This is a genomic window from Ruegeria sp. CDSA034, from assembly GCF_059612275.1.
The window spans coordinates 437,404-454,842 of record NZ_JBXWQH010000002.1 but is presented as its reverse complement, the minus strand read 5'-3'; the positions used below and the strand labels follow the sequence as shown (position 1 = coordinate 454,842).

Sequence of the window (17,439 nt, the reverse complement as noted above, 5' to 3'; positions counted from 1 at the left end):
AGATGCTTGAAACACTGATGTGCGCGCTGGTCACCGTGTTGCCGGATTACCTGTTTCGTCGTTACGTACAGGGCAAACGTATAGGCCATGAAATCACACTGTTCACTATGTGGTATGAACTGCGTTGGGGCCTGACCACCTGCGCCATTCTTGCGCTGACCGTGATCACCACGCTGTTTTACTTCCACCCTGCCAGTAAAACGGCGGCGTCCTATTTCCGAACGGTGACAATTCTGCCTCAACTCGGCGGTCGCGTGTCCGAAATTTACGTCACCAACAATCAGCAGGTCACTGCCGGCCAGCCGATTTTCCGGATCGAGGATTTCACCCAAACCGCACAGGTTGAGGCCGCGCATGCGCAGATCGCGCAGGTTCAGGCATCGCTGAAAGTGGCGGAAACCGATCTGGCCGAGGCCGACGCAGGCATCGCAGGCGCGCGCGCTGCATTGGATCAATCGCTTGAGGATTTGGAGCGTAACACCACCCTGCGGGACGAAGGCTCCAGCGCCGTGCGATTGGCCGAAATCGACCGGTTGGAAAACCTTGTTGCCGAGCGTGAAGCGCAGCTGACCGCATCGCGATCCCGCCGTGCCGCCGTGGTGCAGCAGATTGAAGAACTGATCCCGGCCCAACTGGCCAGCGCCAACGCCCAGTTGGACGCCGCGCTGACCGAGCTGGACAAAACACTCGTAAGCGCAGGTGTGACCGGTCGGGTTGAACAATTTGGCCTTCAGGTGGGCGACTATGTCAGTCCTTTGCTGCGGCCTGCGGGCATTCTGGTCCCGTCAAGCTCGGGCCATAACCGGTTTCAGGCTGCATTCAACCAGATGGCCGCTCAGGTCATCAAGCCGGGCATGATCGGAGAGTTGGGCTGCATGACCAAGCCCTTCACCGTGATCCCGATGGTTGTGGTTGAGGTGCAGGATGTCATCCCGTCAGGTCAGATACGTCCCACAGATGAGCTGCGCGATGTTCAGACCAACAAGGTGCCCGGCTCGATTTTGGTCTATATGGAGCCGCTGTACAAAAACATGGCCGATGACATACCGCCCGGCAGCAACTGTCTGGCCAATGTCTACACCGATAACCATGAACGGCTTGAGCATGAGGATTTGGGATTCTGGCACGCCGCCGCCTTGCATGTGATCGACACGATCGGTGTTGTTCATGCTGCAGGTCTGCGCCTGCGTCTGATCCTGATGCCGGTGAATACGCTGGTGCTGACCGGGCATTGATCCATTCAAGCGTTTTGATTTCAGATCCGGCCTGTGTGAGGTTTAAACCGCTAGGCGGCCGGGTTTGTTATCTAAGGCGAGGGACGCGTAAGCAAACGCGAGAATGCAGACAGCGAACGCCGCAACAAAACAGAAAACCAGAGTGAACGAGCCAGTTATGGCAAAAACCGAACTGCCCAGGGCCATCCCGACCGTACCGCCCAGCAGCTGAAATGTCATCGAGATGCCACTTGCCTGTCCGTGCAGAGCTTGTGGTACCATTGACATGATGGCCCGCCTTGGGGGGACAAACAGAAACGGCACGCAACAACCCCAAAGGAAGTAGCCAGCATAGATCAGCGCGGCGACGTCCAAATGCATTCCCAGTGCGACAATAAGTATGGCAATCGTACCCAGCGCTGTACCTGTCAGAGAAGGGCCGCGAGAGCCAAATTTATCAGCAATTTTCCCCGCCATCGGGGCAATGAAAATCTGCGGAAAAGCAATCGGCAACAGGGCGACACCAGCAGTCAGCGGTGAAAACCCGAGCTTTGATTGAAAGTAGGATGCGCCGAACACGAACAGAGTAATCTTGCCGAATTGTGCGGTGAACAGGATCATGTTTGAAGCAGCAAACCCGGGGCCGGCAAAAAGGGAGATGGCAATCAGAGGCGATGTTGCCCTCTGTTCGACGCGGACAAATAACACCAAAAAAATAAGACCCGCTGACAGGGCCATAAGAACTTCGGGCTGTGCCCAGCCTCTGTCCGGGCCCTCCATGACACCAAACACAATAGCCGCCAACCCCGTCACCAGTAGAATTAGGCCTTTCAGGTCGAACTCGCGCTCCCGTTGGTGTGGCGGGTCCCGCCAGAAAGCCCTTGCGACCAGAGCGACCACAAGCACGATTGGGGGGTTGACCCAGAAGATCCAGCGCCAAGACAGATATTCGGTCAGAACGCCTCCAACCAGCGGACCCATTGACAGGAATACTGTCCCGATCCCGCCATATAAACCCAGTGCCAGCCCGCGTTCCTTTTCGTCAAAAGACTGGATCAGAACCACTAGCGACAGCGGGAAAATCAGTGCTGCACCGATGCCCTGTGCGGCGCGCGCTGTTAGCAGTTCAAATCCGCTTTCGGCAAACCCTCCCAGCGCAGAGGATAAGCCGAAAACCAATAAACCCGCACTGAGCAAAACACGAATGCCCAGAACATCGCCCAATCGTCCTGCTGCGCCCGCAAAACAAGCCAACACCAGCAGATAGATATTCACCACCCAATGCGCTTCCAGCAGAGACAGGCCAAGTTCATCGCGGATGGTCGGAAGCGCGACGCTGACGACCGTTTCGTCCAGCAGAATAACACCCAAGATGGCACCCATTGCGCCGAGTATCCACCAGCGGCTGTGGTCTTGCGCTTTGATCTCCATGGGATTTTTACGTTTCGTGTTGAGACAGGTAAAACATTAACCCCATCAGGTCCGTCGTGCCGGCACTCGTCAAGACAGTATTTAGTTAAGGTTAGGCGAGGTGCTCGCATAGAAACGAAAAAGGGCCAGCCTAATGGCCAGCCCTTCAGCGTGTTCGTGCAAAGATTTACTGCGGAATTTCGCCTTCCAGACCTTCAACGTAGAAGTTCATGCCTGCCAGTGTACCGTCATCGGCGGTTTCGCCTTCAGCCAGCCAGTCGCTGCCGTCCTGCTTTTTGATCGGGCCTGTGAAGGGATGGTATTCACCCGCTGCCATGGCCGCTTTCATCGCCAGTGCTTCCTCTTTGATGTCGGCCGGAACGGCGTCCGAGATCTCACCGATCTCAACCATGCCTTCCTTGATACCGTCCCAGGTGTTCACGGTTTCCCACGACCCATCCATGACCGCTTGGGTGCGCGCGATGTAGTAGGGCGCCCAGTTGTCGATGATCGACGATACGCGCGGCTTGGGAGCATATTCGCTCATGTCCGAGGCCTGACCGAAAGTGATCACGTTGCCTGCCTCTTGTGCGGCGGCCTGCGGCGCGGTCGAGTCGGTGTGCTGCAGGATCACGTCCGCACCTTGTTCGATCAGAACGGTTGCGGCATCTGCCTCTTTCGCCGGGTCGAACCAAGTGTAGGCCCAGATGATCTTGAACTCGACATCCGGGTTTACCTTTTTGGCATGGATGTAGGCCGAGTTGATGCCGCGGATCACTTCGGGGATTGGGTAGGAGCCGATGTAGCCGATGATGTTCGACTCGGTCATTTTACCCGCGATGTGGCCCTGAACGGCGCGGCCTTCGTAAAAGCGGGCCGAATAGACGGACACGTTCGGTGCGGTCTTATAGCCGGTCGCGTGCTCGAACTTCACGTTCGGGAATTTCTTGGCCACGTTGATCGTTGGGTCCATGTACCCGAACGAGGTGGTAAAGATCAGGTCAGCGCCTTCAAGCGCCATCTGGGTCATCACACGCTCGGCATCCGGGCCTTCGGGAACGGATTCAACAAACACGGTCTCGACCTTGTCGCCGAATTCTTTCTCAACCGCCAGACGGCCTTTGTCGTGTTCATAAGTCCAGCCGCCATCGCCCACCGGGCCGACATAGACAAAGCCTACTTTTGTTTTGTCCTGTGCGACCGCGCCGGTCGCAAGGCCCAGCACCATGGCGGCACTGGCAAGAAGTGAAGTGAATTTCATGTGGTTTCTCCCCAAGTTGGTTCAATTGGCCCCGTCTAGTGCGAGGCGTGGAAGGTCCGGCCCAGTGAGGCAGGTGCGCTGCTCTTGTCGGCCGAAAGGATCACAAGCACAAGGATCGTGATGATGTAGGGCGACATTGCCAGATACTCGACTGGGATGGCAACGCCTGCTGCCTGCAGATTAAGCTGCAACACCGTGATTCCGCCAAACAAATAAGCACCTAGCAATGCACGCCATGGTTTCCAGCTGGCAAAGACCACCAGCGCAAGAGCGATCCAGCCAACACCGGCGGTCATGCCCTCGGTCCACTGCGGAACGCGGATCAGACTGATATAGGCCCCACCGAGGCCCGCACAGGCGCCACCAAACAGGATCGCCAGGATGCGGATCTTGATGACCTTGTAGCCCAGGGCGTGTGCGGCGTCGTGGTTTTCACCCACTGCGCGCAGGATTAGACCGACGCGGGTGTATTTCAGTGTCGCCCAGACGGCTGCAACCAGCGCGATGCCCAGATACAGGATCGGATCATGCTGGAACAGGATGGGGCCGATCACCGGAATATCGCTGAGCAACGGGATATGGATATCTCCCATGCTGGGCGGTTTGACACCTACATAGCTTTGACCCATCAGCGCGCTGAAGCCTAGGCCGAACAGGGTAAGTGCAAGACCACTGGCCACCTGGTTCGCCAGCGCAAACTGCGTCAGCAGGACGAACAGCAGGGACAGAACCGCGCCACCAATGGCTGCTGCAATGAACCCCAGCCAGGGTGATCCTGTTTCGACAGATATCGCAAATCCGCTGATTGCGCCGACGATCATCATGCCCTCTACGCCAAGGTTCAGAACACCTGCTTTTTCGACGACAAGCTCTCCGATCGCCGCCAGCAGCAGGGGGGTTGCGGCCACCATAAGCGAGGCGACCAGAAGTACGGGATTGATTTCACCTAGGTCCATGGGTCACGCCACCTCATTACGGGCCGCACGGATGCGGTAGTTGGTCAAAAGATCGAAAGCCAGCAGGAAGAACAGGAGCATGCCCTGAAAGACCTGAATGGCAGCCGCAGGCAGGCCCAACTGGGATTGCGCGATTTCGCCGCCAATATAGGTCAACGCCATTAAGCCACCTGCCAGCAGGATACCCACCGGATGCAGACGGCCCAGAAAGGCCACGATGATCGCGGTAAAGCCGTAGCCCACGTTAAAGTCGATGCTGACCTGACCTGATGGGCCTGCGACCTCGAACATCCCCGCCAACCCGGCCAGGGCACCGGACATGCCCAGACAGAACAGGATCAGACGTGCCGGGTTTACACCCGCGAACTTCGCCGCCCGAGGCGCTTCACCCGTCAGGCGAATGTGGAAGCCCAGCATGTGACGGTTCAGCAGGACATAGGCAAAGATCACAGCGATCAGCGCGGTCACCACACCCCAGTGCATACCCGATCCGGCGATCAACTCAGCGTTATGCGCGCTTTCATAGGATTGCAGGTTGCGCGATCCGGGAAAGCCGAACCCTTCGGGGTTTTTAAGCAGGCCAAGCGAAACCGAAGCCAGCATCTGCTCGGCCACGTAGACCAGCATCAGTGATACGAGAATTTCGTTGGTGCCAAAACGCACCTTCAGGAAGGCCGGTATCGCCGCCCAAAGCCAACCGCCAAATGCGCCGGCGATCACCATGATCGGGAAAACGTAGAACGCATCCAGCGGGTAAAAGGCCAGACCTGCACCTGCGCCAAAGATAGCGCCCATGATGTATTGCCCCTCGGCCCCGATATTCCAGATACCGGCTCGGAAACCCAAGGACAGGCCAATGGCGATCAGAACCAGCGGCGCGCCTTTGACCAGCAATTGTGGACGATAGTAGAAAGCGAACTCGCCAAACAGCGGCTCCCAGAAAATGGTGCCAATGGCTTGGATCGGGTTCTTGCCCAGAATGGCGAACAGGATGCCGCCGAAAACCATGGTTGCCAGCACGGCCACCAAAGGGGTCGCGTAAGACCACGCTTTGGACGGCTGCGGCCGTTTCTCCAACACAATCATCTGCTCATTCCCCCAGTTTCTTCATCTTTTTGTAAATTTTCCCGCCGAAGGCGGTCCGACGGATTAAACATGGGCCACCTCCATGCCATGCGCGCCGCCCATCATCAGGCCGATTTCGTCGACCGTCAGACCCGTGGTCGTACGCGGAGCGCTGAGCCGCCCTTCATTGAGCGCTGCAAAGCTGTCCGATATCTCCATCAGCTCATCCAGATCTTGCGATATGCAGATGACTGCGGTGCCTTTGGCGGCCAAATCCAGAATGGCCTGACGGATCGAGGCCGCGGCGGCCGCATCAACGCCCCATGTCGGTTGGTTCACAACCAGAACGTCCGGGTTTTGCAGGACTTCGCGCCCAATGACGAATTTCTGTAGGTTGCCCCCTGACAGAGATCGTGCTGCGTTTTCTGGCCCCGGTGTGCGGACGTCAAAGGCACTGATGATCTTTTCGGCAAAACTCTTGGTTTCTGCCCATTTGAGGAAGCCGTTGTTCTCAAGTCCTTCCCGGACCGATCCAGTCAGCAAAGCGTTTTCGGTCAGGCTCATGTCAGGGGCGGCCGCATGTCCCAACCGCTCTTCCGGAGCGGTCAGAACGCCCAGCTTGCGGCGCGCGGTAGGCCCCAGTTTTCCGATCGGCTGGCCGTTGAACTTAATCGCGTCGGGTGCTGTGGTGATCTCGCCCGACAGAACGCCCAACAATTCGTCCTGGCCGTTGCCCGCGACACCGCCAACGCCCAAAACTTCGCCCTTACGGACGGTCATGTGGACATTCTTCAATGCGGTACCGAACTCGGATGGTGATGGAACTGACAAACCGCTGACATCCAGGGCGACCTCACCGAACTCACGCCCCGAACGCTCGGGTGTTTGCAGGGTCGAACCCACCATCATCTCGGCCATATCCCGCGCTGAGGTCTCAGCTGGAACGCATTCGCCGACATTCTTACCCAAACGCAGGATTGTGGCGTGGTCGCACAGTGTGCGGATTTCTTCCAGCTTGTGCGAGATATACAGGATCGAAGTACCTTCGGACCGCAATTTGTTCAGCGTTTCAAACAGAATGTCGACTTCCTGAGGTGTCAGAACCGATGTCGGCTCATCCATGATCAGCAGCTTCGGATCCTGTAACAGGCAGCGGATGATTTCGACCCGCTGACGCTCACCCGCGGACAGATCGCCGACGGTGCGATAGGGATCCAGTGGCAGACCGTAAGTTTCCGAAACTTCGCGAATACGCGCCGCCAGATCGCCCATGGCTGGTGGGTTTTCCATCCCCAAGGCGATGTTTTCGGCCACGTTCAATGCGTCGAACAACGAGAAGTGCTGGAACACCATCGCGATCCCGTCCGCCCGTGCGGCGCGGGGTTCGGGTGGTGCGAAGGCTTGTCCGCGCAGCAGCATGGTGCCGCTGTCGGGCTTCACCAGCCCATAGATCATCTTTACGAGAGTGGATTTTCCGGCACCATTTTCGCCCAGTAAGGCGTGAACTTCGCCCTCACCGATGTCAAAGGACACCTGATCATTGGCCACGACGCCGGGATAGGCTTTAGTCAGCCCTTGTAAGCTTAGAAGTGGAGTGGTCACGCGCTCAGGTCCTTCTTTATTTCGTTTTGCCGGGCAGGGCGCAGGATCTGCGCCGCGACACCAACTGCGATCATCTGCGGGTGTTTACCCAAGGCTGGATCTCCGATTGGGCAGGTGATCCGGCCAATCCGCTCGGGCGCATGTCCCAAAGCGGCCAGCCGGGATCGGAACCGCGCCCATTTCGTAGCCGAGCCAATCAGGCCCGCAAAGCGGAAATCATGCAAAAGCAACCTGTTGCACAGCTCCAGGTCCAGATTGTGTGAATAAGTAAGCACAAGGTGCTCGGCATCACGCGGCGCATGGCGAACCAGCTCGGCCGGTTTGCTTGCCGGAACGACGGTTACGCCTGCGGGCACCGCTTCGGGAAAACGCTCAGGCCCGGTATCGACCCAGGTGATTGACAGATCAGGCAATGGGGATAGAACGTCAACCAGAGCCCGGCCAACGTGACCGGCACCCCATATCCACAGATTGCGCGCCGGTTCGTGAACGGGTTCGACCATCCAGCCGTCAATCAGCTGCGGTTCGGGCGCAACACCTTGACCGCGGGCCTGCGACAACAGTCGCTTGACCGAAAGCGGCATCTCACCGCCCGAAGCCGAGCGCGCAATGACTGCATCATCCAGCCTGTCGACGGCCGCAAGATCGTAGATTTCACTCAGCAGAGTTACTGCACCGCCACAACACTGGCCCATATCCGGGCCGAGGGCATGGTGCGTTTGGCGCATGGGCGCTGCTTGGGATCGAGCTGCTTCAGCCGCCTGATACTCCAACGTGCCACCGCCGATGGTGCCCGACTGCCCGTTCTCCCAAACAAGCATTGCAGCGCCAACTTCACGGGGGGATGACCCCTTGATCCCGGCGATAACCACCCGGGTCACCTTGCCGTGGGTTTTGACCGCCTCCCTCAAAGCCTCTCGATCAAATCCCATCAGGTCTCTCCCTTTACCCGCTGGACACCCTTCCAGACTTCTTCAGCCGTGGCGGGTGCATCCAGTGCCGGATAGCTGTCCCCGCAGGCCGCCACCGCATTCGACAGGGCAAGCCACGCGGAAATACCCAGCATGAACGGCGGCTCTCCGACCGCTTTTGAGCGATAGATCGTGTCCTCGCGGTTTTCACCGCTCCAGAGCGCGACATTGAAAACATCAGGCCGGTCCGAGCAAGCGGGGATCTTGTAGGTCGACGGCGCATGCGTGCGCAGATTGCCCTTGCCGTCCCAGACAAGTTCTTCCGTGGTCAGCCATCCCGCACCCTGTACGTATGCGCCTTCGACCTGCCCAATATCCAGCGCCGGGTTCAGCGACGCGCCTGCATCATGCAGGATATCCGTCCGCAAAATGCGGTTCTCGCCTGTCAGTGTATCGATCGCGACTTCGGTAATCGACGCGCCGTAGGCGAAATAAAAGAACGGACGCCCCCGGCCTTTGATCCGGTCCCACTCGATCTTGGGTGTCTTATAAAACCCGGTCGCAGACAGGCTGACCCGGCCCTGATAAACCAGCGCAGCTGCTTCTGAGAATGTGTAGCGCTCTACGCCGACCGAGACGTGGCCATCAGAGAACGTCACCGTTGAGGGATCGGCCTGATGTCGATGCGCCAGATAGTCAGCCATCCGGTCGCGGATCGTGTCGCAGGCCGCTTTGACCGCCATACCGTTCAGGTCACTGCCCGAGGACGCGGCCGTAGCCGAGGTATTCGGCACCTTGGCGGTGTCGGTCGCGGTGATTTTCACCATCTCCAACGGAATACCAAAGCGGGACGCGGCCACTTGCGCGACCTTTTGGAAAAGACCTTGCCCCATCTCGGTGCCGCCGTGGTTCAGGTGAACCGAGCCGTCCTGATACACATGCACCAACGCGCCCGCCTGGTTCAGATGGGTCAACGTAAACGAAATGCCGAACTTAACCGGAGAAAAGCCGATGCCTTTCTTGATCACGCTGTTCTCGGCGTTCCACTTCTGGATGGCTGCCTTGCGCGCGTTGTAGTCGCTGGATTGCAGCAACTTGGCAGTCATGCCGTGCAGTTCGAAGTCACTGACCTCCATCCCGTACGGCGTGGTATTGCCACCTGCGGGCAAGGGACGCACCGGGGCGTTGCCCATCTCAACCGCGCCTCGGCTGGTCAGGTCCTCGTGCGGGTCAGGATGGCCCAGCGGCTTTTCAGCGATCACGGGATCCGCAACAACATGCGCCGGCTCATAGTAGTTCCGGCGACGCAATTCGACCGGGTCCATTCCCAGCTCATACGCAGCGTGATCCATCACGCGTTCGATCCCGACCATACCCTGTGGTCCGCCGAAGCCGCGATAGGCGGTGGCGGATTGAGTGTTAGTTTTCAGCCGGTGGCTTTCGATCCGGGCATTCGGCAGCAGATAGGCATTGTCCGAATGCAACATCGCGCGGTCCGCGACGGGCAGGGACAGGTCTTGGGCCCAACCGCAAATCGCATGATGCAGGAAGGAAACGCCTTGGATGTGACCGTTCTCATCAAACCCGGCCTTATACGCAATCCGGAATGCGTGGCGCTTGCCGGTTATGATCATGTCATCATCGCGGTCATAGCGCATCTTGCAGGCTTTGCCGGTTGCACGTGCCGCGATAGCGCAGGAAACAGCCAAAGCGTTGCCCTGACTTTCCTTGCCGCCAAAGCCGCCGCCCATACGGCGCGTTTCAACGCGAACCGCGTGCATCGGAACACCCAGAGCGTCCGCTACTTTGTGCTGAATCTCGGTCGGGTGCTGGGTCGAAGAATGCACCAACATATCCGCGCCCTCATTGGGCACGGCCAGTGCGGCCTGACCTTCCAGATAGAAATGCTCCTGACCGCCAAGCTCGAATCCACCTTCGATCACATGCGCCGAACCCGCAATGGCCGCATCCGCATCGCCCTTGGCGTAGATGCGCGGACCGTCCTCGAACCGACTGTCTGCGGCAAGCGCCTCTTCAACCGTCAGGATTGGGGTCTCTTCGGCATAATCGATCTGGCCCAAACGCGCCGCTTTCCGCGCGGCAAGGTGGCTGGTCGCAATGACGAGGAAAACGGGCTGCCCGATATAGTGCACCGTGCCATCAGACAGCAGAGGTTCATCATGGATCGACGGTGAGACGTCATTGGCAAATGGCAGATCGTCGGCTGTCATCACCATGACGACACCTTCAGCTGCCTTCACCGCCGACAGGTCCATCGTGGTGATCTTACCCTTGGCAATCGGGCTAATTCCAAAGGCTAGATGCAACGATCCTTTGGGTGTCGGAATGTCATCTACATAGCGTGCGGTTCCCGCGACATGCAGTGGCGCCGCGTCGTGGGGGAGGGGTTTGGTCACGCTCATGCGGACACCTCCAATACATTTGTCACTTCGCCTTGATCCTCAAGGAAATATCGTTCGAGCAGCGCTTTGGCGGTCTGCAGCCGATAGTTGGCCGATGCGCGCATGTCCGTCATTGGCGTGAAATCACTGTCGAAGGCCGGAATGGCGGACTGAACGGTCTCATGCGTCCATGGCTTGCCAACCAGCGCGGCTTCGACATTTGAAGCCCGTTTGGGAGTTCCGGCCATACCACCAAAGGCAATACGGGCATCAGTAACCATTCCGTCCGAAACAGAGATGTTGAAACACCCACACACGGCCGAGATATCCTGATCGAACCGTTTGCTGAGTTTGTAGGCCTTCAAACGATCCGCCTGACGCGGAAAACTTACGGATTCGACAAACTCGCCAGGTGTCCGGTCTTGTTTGCCGTAGTCGATAAAGAAGTCCTCCAATGCGACCGAGCGACGTTCGTCGCCCTTGCGCAGATGTAGCGTCGCGCCCAGGGCGATCAGTGCAGGAGGATTGTCTCCGATGGGCGAGCCGTTTGCGATATTTCCGCCCACGGTGGCCGCGTGCCGCACCTGAACGCTGGCGTAGCGCCGGATCATTTCGGCGTAAGACGGGTGCAGGTCCGCCAGTGCTTCGCCCATCCGGTTCATATCGACCATCGCGCCGAACAGAACCTCGTCATCCGTGATGGTGATCTCTTTCAGATCATCACAGCGGTTCAGAAAAATCACTGGGTCGAGGTCACGCAGTTGCTTGGTCACCCAAAGCCCAACGTCCGTTGCGCCGGCGACCAGAGTGGCGTCCGGGTGTTCCGCATAGATTTTGGCCAATTCATCCGAAGACTCCGGCAACATCTGCGATGTGACCCGCGTGGCGACTGGCTTGTCTTTCACCCAAACTGGCACGGGAACTTCTTCGGCAACCTTGGCGGCGCGAATGATCGGCGCGTAGCCGGTGCAGCGGCACAGGTTGCCAGCAAGCTGGGTGTCGTGATCCGTCGCGCCATTTGCATGACTTGCCACCATCGACATAACGAAACCGGGGGTGCAGAAGCCACATTGCGAGCCGTGCAGATCCACCATCGCCTGCTGGGCTGGGTGCGCCTCGCCGTTGGGGCCACTGGCGCCTTCGACCGTGCGAACCGCCTTACCATGCAGTTGAGGCAGAAACAGGATGCAGGAATTCAGCGCCTTGTGGCCACCTTCATCCGTCACCATGACAGTGCATGCCCCGCAATCGCCTTCGTTGCAGCCTTCTTTGGTGCCGGTCAGGCCGCGATCCTCACGCAGCCAATCCAGCAGGGTCGCTGTCGGATTGACATCCGCCAGTTCCACTGTCTCTCCGTTCAGAAGAAACGTGATATTCATTCGAGAAACCCGTCGCCTTACCCGGTTGCGCCCTTGCGTGCCCCCCTTCGATGCGACGTAGAAAGAGTAGCGGGCGGATAGCTTGCCATCTGATGTTAGAAACAGCGCAGGTTGTCTGGCAAGAAAAACTACCTATGTGATACACCATTGTGCACTGACTCTGCGTGATTGTTATCTTCGTTTAGAGATCACCTGATTGAAACTAAAGCGTTTTTTGTCTTTGGCTGCTGTCGGGCTCCGAAGCACCTTCTGGAAAAGCCGAATAATCAAAGCCCATCTTTTTGGCAATCCAAAGCCAAGGTTCCTGCTTTTGCCGGGCGCGCGGCTGGGATAGCGTGGCAGTCATGAGCAGTACTCCTCGATTCATTCACCTCCGTGTTCACACCGAATATTCCCTGCTGGAAGGCGCCGTGCGGCTGAAAAAGCTGCCCGGTTTGTGTGATAAGATGGATATGCCCGCCGTCGCTGTGACGGATACTAACAGCATGTTCTCGGCTTTGGAGTTTTCGGTCACCGCCAGCGGGGCCGGAGTGCAGCCGATTATGGGTTGTCAGGTTGACCTGACCTATGTGCAGGCGCAACCGGGCGAAAAGCCCAAAACACCCGCACCGGTGGTTTTGCTTGCCCAGTCCGAGGCCGGGTATGAGAACCTGATGAAGCTCAGCTCGTGTCTTTACGTCGACAAGGGTGGGCAGTTGCCGCAGGTGACTCTGGAAGAACTTGCGGAACGATCTGAAGGGTTGATCTGCTTGTCCGGTGGGCCGGATGGACCGGTTGGGATGTTGTTGCAACAGGGTCAACGCCCCGCGGCTGAAGCCTTGGTGGACCGATTGTCAGCGATGTTCGCCGATCGCCTCTATATCGAACTCCAACGTCATCCGGGTGAGGGCGGTCAACCCGAGGCCGAACGTCTGACCGAGCGTGGCCATGTGGAAATGGCCTATGCCAAAAACCTTCCTCTGGTCGCCACCAATGACGTCTATTTCCCGACCACAGATATGTACGAAGCGCACGATGCGCTGATTTGTATCTCGGAGGGGGCCTATGTCGATCAGCAGGAAGGCCGCCGCCGTCTGACCGCGCAGCACTATTTTAAGTCGCAGCAGGAGATGGCGACCTTGTTCGCCGACTTGCCCGAGGCCATTGAGAATACGGTCGAGATTGCCAAGCGCTGCGCGTTCATGGCCTATCGCCGCGATCCGATCCTGCCGAAATTCGCTGATGACGAGGTTGCCGAACTGCGCCGTATTGCAAATGATGGTTTGCAAAAACGTCTGGCGGTGATCCCACATGCGGTGACGCCTGAAGAATACCAGGAACGTCTGGATTTCGAGCTCGACATCATCGAAGGCATGGGGTTCCCCGGCTACTTCCTGATTGTTGCCGATTTTATTCAGTGGTCCAAGGATCACGATATCCCGGTCGGGCCGGGTCGGGGCTCGGGTGCGGGATCTTTGGTGGCCTATGCGCTAACGATTACTGACCTTGATCCGCTGCGCTATTCGCTGCTTTTCGAACGGTTCCTGAACCCGGAACGGGTTTCGATGCCGGACTTCGATATCGACTTCTGCATGGACCGCCGCGAAGAGGTGATCCGTTACGTGCAGCAGAAATACGGCCGCGACAAGGTGGGGCAGATCATCACCTTTGGTGCGTTGCTGTCGAAAGCTGCCGTGCGCGACATTGGGCGCGTGCTGCAGATGCCATACGGGCAGGTGGATCGCCTGTCCAAGATGATCCCGGTGGAAGGCGTCAAACCCGTTTCCATCGAAAAGGCGCTGAAAGACGAACCCCGTCTGCGCGAAGAGGCGCGCAACGAAGAGGTTGTGGACCGCCTGCTGACTTATGGCCAGCAGGTCGAGGGGTTGCTGCGAAACGCGTCGACCCACGCGGCGGGAGTGGTTATCGGAGACCGCCCGCTGGATGCTCTGGTGCCGCTCTATCAGGACCCGCGATCCGACATGCCGGCCACTCAGTTCAACATGAAATGGGTGGAACAGGCCGGGCTGGTGAAGTTCGATTTTCTTGGTCTGAAGACGCTGACTGTGATCCAGAATGCAATGGATCTGATCTTCAAATCCAACCGTCCATTGCACGTCGCCGCCGACGGAACCGAGCTTTATGAGCCTGCAGACGGGGCCGAGAACCAGATCAACGCCATCCCGCTGGATGATGAGGCGACGTACAAACTTTATTCGGCGGCTAAGACGGTGGCGGTGTTCCAGGTGGAATCCTCGGGCATGATGGATGCGCTCAAGCGGATGAAGCCTGACTGTATCGAAGATATCATTGCCCTCGTCGCGCTCTACCGTCCTGGTCCCATGGAGAACATCCCCAAGTTCTGCGAGGTCAAAAACAAGCTGAGCGAGCGGGACACGCTGCACCCGTCCATCGATCATATCCTAGACGAGACACAAGGTATCATCGTTTACCAGGAACAGGTGATGCAGATCGCCCAGGAAATGGCGGGCTACAGCCTTGGCGGTGCGGATTTGCTGCGCCGCGCGATGGGTAAGAAAATCCAGGAGGCGATGGACGCAGAGCGGCCCAAGTTCCTCAAGGGTGCTGCTGAGAACGATGTGGATGAGGCCAAGGCGACCGAGGTTTGGAACCTGCTGGATAAATTCGCCAACTACGGGTTCAACAAATCCCACGCGGCCGCCTATGCGGTTGTCAGCTATCAGACAGGCTGGCTGAAGGCGAACCACCCGGTCGAGTTCATGGCCGGTGTCATGAACTGCGATATCCACCTGACCGACAAGCTGGCCGTATACTTCGAAGAGGTCCGAAAGGGGCTGGAACTGCCTTATGTACCGCCTTGCGTGAACCGGTCGCTGTCGACATTCGACGTGGTGGACGGGCATCTTATCTATGCGCTGGGCGCGCTAAAGAATGTAGGTGTCGAAGCGATGAACCTTGTGGTCGCAGGTCGCGAAGGCAAGCCGTTCGTGAACCTGTTCGACTTTGCCCGCAAGGTTGATCTGAAGAGGGTCGGCAAGCGCCCGCTAGAGATGATGGCGCGGGCAGGGGCCTTCGATCAACTCGACAAGAACCGCCGTCGCGTTTTCGAAAGCCTCGATCCGCTGGTGCAGTATTCGGCCGCCATCCATGACCAGAAGAACTCGAACCAGGTGTCGCTGTTTGGCGAGGCGGGCGATGACCTGCCCGAACCGCGCTTGTCGCCTTCGCCTGATTGGCTACCGGCGGAACGTCTGAGCGAAGAATTCAAAGCCATCGGTTTTTACCTGTCGGGCCATCCGTTGGACGACTATATGCCCGCGCTGAAGCGAAAGCAGGTTCTCACGCTGGATGAGGTGACCGAAAAAGCACGCTCTGGCCCCTTTATCGCCAAAATGGCTGGTGTTGTTGCCGGACGGCAAGAGCGTAAATCCGCGCGTGGAAACCGGTTCGCCTTTGCCCAGTTGTCCGACCCGACAGGTGCATACGAGGTAACGCTGTTTTCAGAAACGCTCGAAAAGTCCCGCGAGTATCTGGAAACCGGAGCACAGGTGGTGCTGACCGCCGAAGCGACGATGGAGGCGGATCAACTCAAGCTGCTGGGGCGCTCGGTCGGCCCGGCGGATTCCGTGGTGGCAGAAGCCGGGGCGACGGGGCTACGTATCTTTGTTGACGCAGCGCAAGCGGTGCCAACCGTAGCAAAAGTCCTTGAGGATGCCGCTACCGCTGCCAAAGGCGCAGCGCGCGGACCGATCCAATTGTTGTTACTGGACCCAAGCCTGCCAGGTGATGTCGAAATGGACCTGGGTGTTGAGTTTCCGATCAACCCGCAGATCAAAGGCGCGATAAAATCGCTAGAAGGTATTCTGTCCGTCGAAGAGATCTGACCTCTCTTTGTTGCCAGACAGTTAGCACCCCGCTAGGCTGACCCGACAGAGATGTCTTTGGGTCATGCCGCAGGAGGGTGTTGATATGACAATTGCAGGTCTCAATTTCAGAAGAGTTTTGTTCGGGGCGGCGGCATCGCTGGCCTTGATTGCAGCCTCGGTCGCGTCGGCGGACGACAAGAAGAAAAAGAAGACCCTTGAGGGTGCGCTGATCGGCGCAGGTGTTGGAGCGATTGTCGGTGACGGAAAAGGCGCAGCGATTGGTGGCGTGGCCGGAGCTATTATTGGACATAACTGGAAGTGATTGTGATGCGTTTTTTCAAACTCAAAATGTCCGCTTGCGCCGCAATCCTGGCGGCTCCGTGTGTGGCTGCGGCCGATGAGGCGGCTGAGCAGATGGTACAGGATGCATTGCCCGTCATGCACTATACTTGCGCCTCGATTGCAGAAGAAGCGGATGGTGATGAAGAATTTGTTGTGACTGTTGTCGCAAAGATGACTGCCCTGTCTCTCCACAATCGCCAGATCAATATCGAAGATCATGCGGCCACAGATGAGGAAAAGGCCCAGTTGCGTGAAGCATTCATAGCAGCGCTGTCGGAAGGTTGCGCCTCGGATAAGGATGCCCTTTTGGGCGGCGTGGTCGACAACGCGGTGAAAACATCGCTGGGTTTGTGACCCACGTTCGTTTTAGGCACGTTAGAGCGTGCCCACCGCACAACGAACCAGAGCCCAACCTTTTTCCATCCCGGCGGCCTTGAGGCCAGCGACAAGGCGGTCGGACAGGAACAGTAGTGAAGGCACTTTGGGGTCCAGCCATATGTCTGGGCCACTTACCGCTTCAGGAGTAACGACCAACTGGTCTTCTTTCCCGCTTACCGGAAGATACGCTATCCCGCCTCCTCGGCAGTTTAGATGTGCGCGACTATCACCTTCAGGACCAAGTGCCTCGTAGTTGCCCATCGCGCGCTTGTTGCCGACATTCAGCAGAAAATACGGCTCGGGTGTTGAAAGGCGCGTTTCAGCTGAATCCATCAAGATCAAGGCGTGAAAGACGGTCTCCCCAAGATCATACTGTTCCAGAACAGCTTTGGCGGATTCGGAAACCAAAGGATATCCACCCCCGGAAATATACGGCGGCACTTCATATTCTGGATGTGTATTGTAGTACCAGATATCGCCAACCTGTTCTTTGGTCAGGATCTTCCCATGCTTCCAGCCCAGAGACGATTCCTGAACCATCCTCTTGGACCATTCAACCTGTTCTGGCGAGTGCTTCGCACGCCATGTATCGCCAAACTCCTTACGGCCTGCCGCTTGTATTGCGTTGATGTTGTTTACTGTCGTGGAAATCCAGACGCAGAGGTCACCGTTCACATCATTCGGCATCAGCC

The 17,439-nt window shown here is 57.8% G+C and carries 13 protein-coding genes; 4 read left to right on the top strand and 9 right to left on the bottom strand.

Annotated features, from left to right (window positions below):
- Positions 1-2 precede the first annotated feature (2 nt).
- Positions 3-1,235 carry an HlyD family secretion protein gene (locus tag AC2FLJ_RS06170; RefSeq protein WP_282118935.1) on the top strand — a complete coding sequence of 411 codons (1,233 nt, stop codon included), beginning with the start codon at positions 3-5 and terminating at the stop codon, positions 1,233-1,235.
- A 42-nt stretch (positions 1,236-1,277) separates the two neighbouring features.
- Here the strand turns inward: AC2FLJ_RS06170 and AC2FLJ_RS06165 are convergent, their stop codons facing one another.
- The 8 genes from AC2FLJ_RS06165 to xdhA all read right to left on the bottom strand — a co-directional run bounded on the left by AC2FLJ_RS06165 (position 1,278) and on the right by xdhA (position 12,200).
- Complete coding sequence (locus AC2FLJ_RS06165) at positions 1,278-2,645, bottom strand: MFS transporter (protein ID WP_496704847.1); 1,368 nt, start codon at positions 2,643-2,645, stop codon at positions 1,278-1,280.
- Positions 2,646-2,811: 166 nt separating this feature from the next.
- Positions 2,812-3,885, bottom strand: a complete 1,074-nt coding sequence (locus AC2FLJ_RS06160) for a BMP family ABC transporter substrate-binding protein (RefSeq protein ID WP_282151819.1) — start codon at positions 3,883-3,885, stop codon at positions 2,812-2,814.
- 35 nt (positions 3,886-3,920) lie between these two features.
- Positions 3,921-4,841: an ABC transporter permease gene (locus AC2FLJ_RS06155; RefSeq protein ID WP_108859238.1), complete on the bottom strand. Its 921-nt coding sequence runs from the start codon at positions 4,839-4,841 to the stop codon at positions 3,921-3,923.
- Between the two features lie 3 nt (positions 4,842-4,844).
- Positions 4,845-5,927 carry an ABC transporter permease gene (locus AC2FLJ_RS06150; RefSeq protein WP_058276029.1) on the bottom strand — a complete coding sequence of 361 codons (1,083 nt, stop codon included), beginning with the start codon at positions 5,925-5,927 and terminating at the stop codon, positions 4,845-4,847.
- Between the two features lie 63 nt (positions 5,928-5,990).
- Positions 5,991-7,508, bottom strand: coding sequence for an ABC transporter ATP-binding protein (locus AC2FLJ_RS06145; RefSeq protein WP_058275481.1), 1,518 nt, complete (start codon positions 7,506-7,508; stop codon positions 5,991-5,993).
- Positions 7,505-8,440 carry a xanthine dehydrogenase accessory protein XdhC gene (gene xdhC / locus AC2FLJ_RS06140; RefSeq protein WP_496696233.1) on the bottom strand — a complete coding sequence of 312 codons (936 nt, stop codon included), beginning with the start codon at positions 8,438-8,440 and terminating at the stop codon, positions 7,505-7,507. The genes AC2FLJ_RS06145 and xdhC overlap by 4 nt, the downstream gene beginning before the upstream one ends.
- Positions 8,440-10,842 (bottom strand): xanthine dehydrogenase molybdopterin binding subunit, encoded by a 2,403-nt coding sequence (xdhB, locus tag AC2FLJ_RS06135; RefSeq protein ID WP_496704844.1) that lies wholly within the window; start codon positions 10,840-10,842, stop codon positions 8,440-8,442. The genes xdhC and xdhB overlap by 1 nt, the downstream gene beginning before the upstream one ends.
- A complete protein-coding gene (gene xdhA, locus AC2FLJ_RS06130; protein WP_496704842.1) occupies positions 10,839-12,200 on the bottom strand; it encodes a xanthine dehydrogenase small subunit in 1,362 nt (453 codons plus the stop codon). Before xdhA ends, xdhB begins: the two co-directional genes overlap by 4 nt.
- Positions 12,201-12,544: 344 nt before the next feature.
- On the opposite strand from xdhA, the gene dnaE reads away from it, so the two are divergent.
- The 3 genes from dnaE (at position 12,545) to AC2FLJ_RS06115 (ending at position 16,723) form a co-directional block, all read left to right on the top strand.
- Positions 12,545-16,045, top strand: coding sequence for a DNA polymerase III subunit alpha (gene dnaE / locus AC2FLJ_RS06125; RefSeq protein ID WP_496696227.1), 3,501 nt, complete (start codon positions 12,545-12,547; stop codon positions 16,043-16,045).
- A gap of 85 nt (positions 16,046-16,130) precedes the next feature.
- Positions 16,131-16,349, top strand: coding sequence for a YMGG-like glycine zipper-containing protein (locus AC2FLJ_RS06120; protein ID WP_496696225.1), 219 nt, complete (start codon positions 16,131-16,133; stop codon positions 16,347-16,349).
- A gap of 5 nt (positions 16,350-16,354) precedes the next feature.
- Positions 16,355-16,723 (top strand): hypothetical protein, encoded by a 369-nt coding sequence (locus AC2FLJ_RS06115; RefSeq protein WP_496696223.1) that lies wholly within the window; start codon positions 16,355-16,357, stop codon positions 16,721-16,723.
- A gap of 21 nt (positions 16,724-16,744) precedes the next feature.
- On the opposite strand, the gene AC2FLJ_RS06110 is transcribed toward AC2FLJ_RS06115, so the two are convergent.
- The gene (locus tag AC2FLJ_RS06110) at positions 16,745-17,434 is read right to left on the bottom strand and encodes an imm11 family protein (protein WP_496696221.1); all 690 of its coding nucleotides are present in this window, start codon (positions 17,432-17,434) and stop codon (positions 16,745-16,747) included.
- Positions 17,435-17,439: the final 5 nt, after the last annotated feature.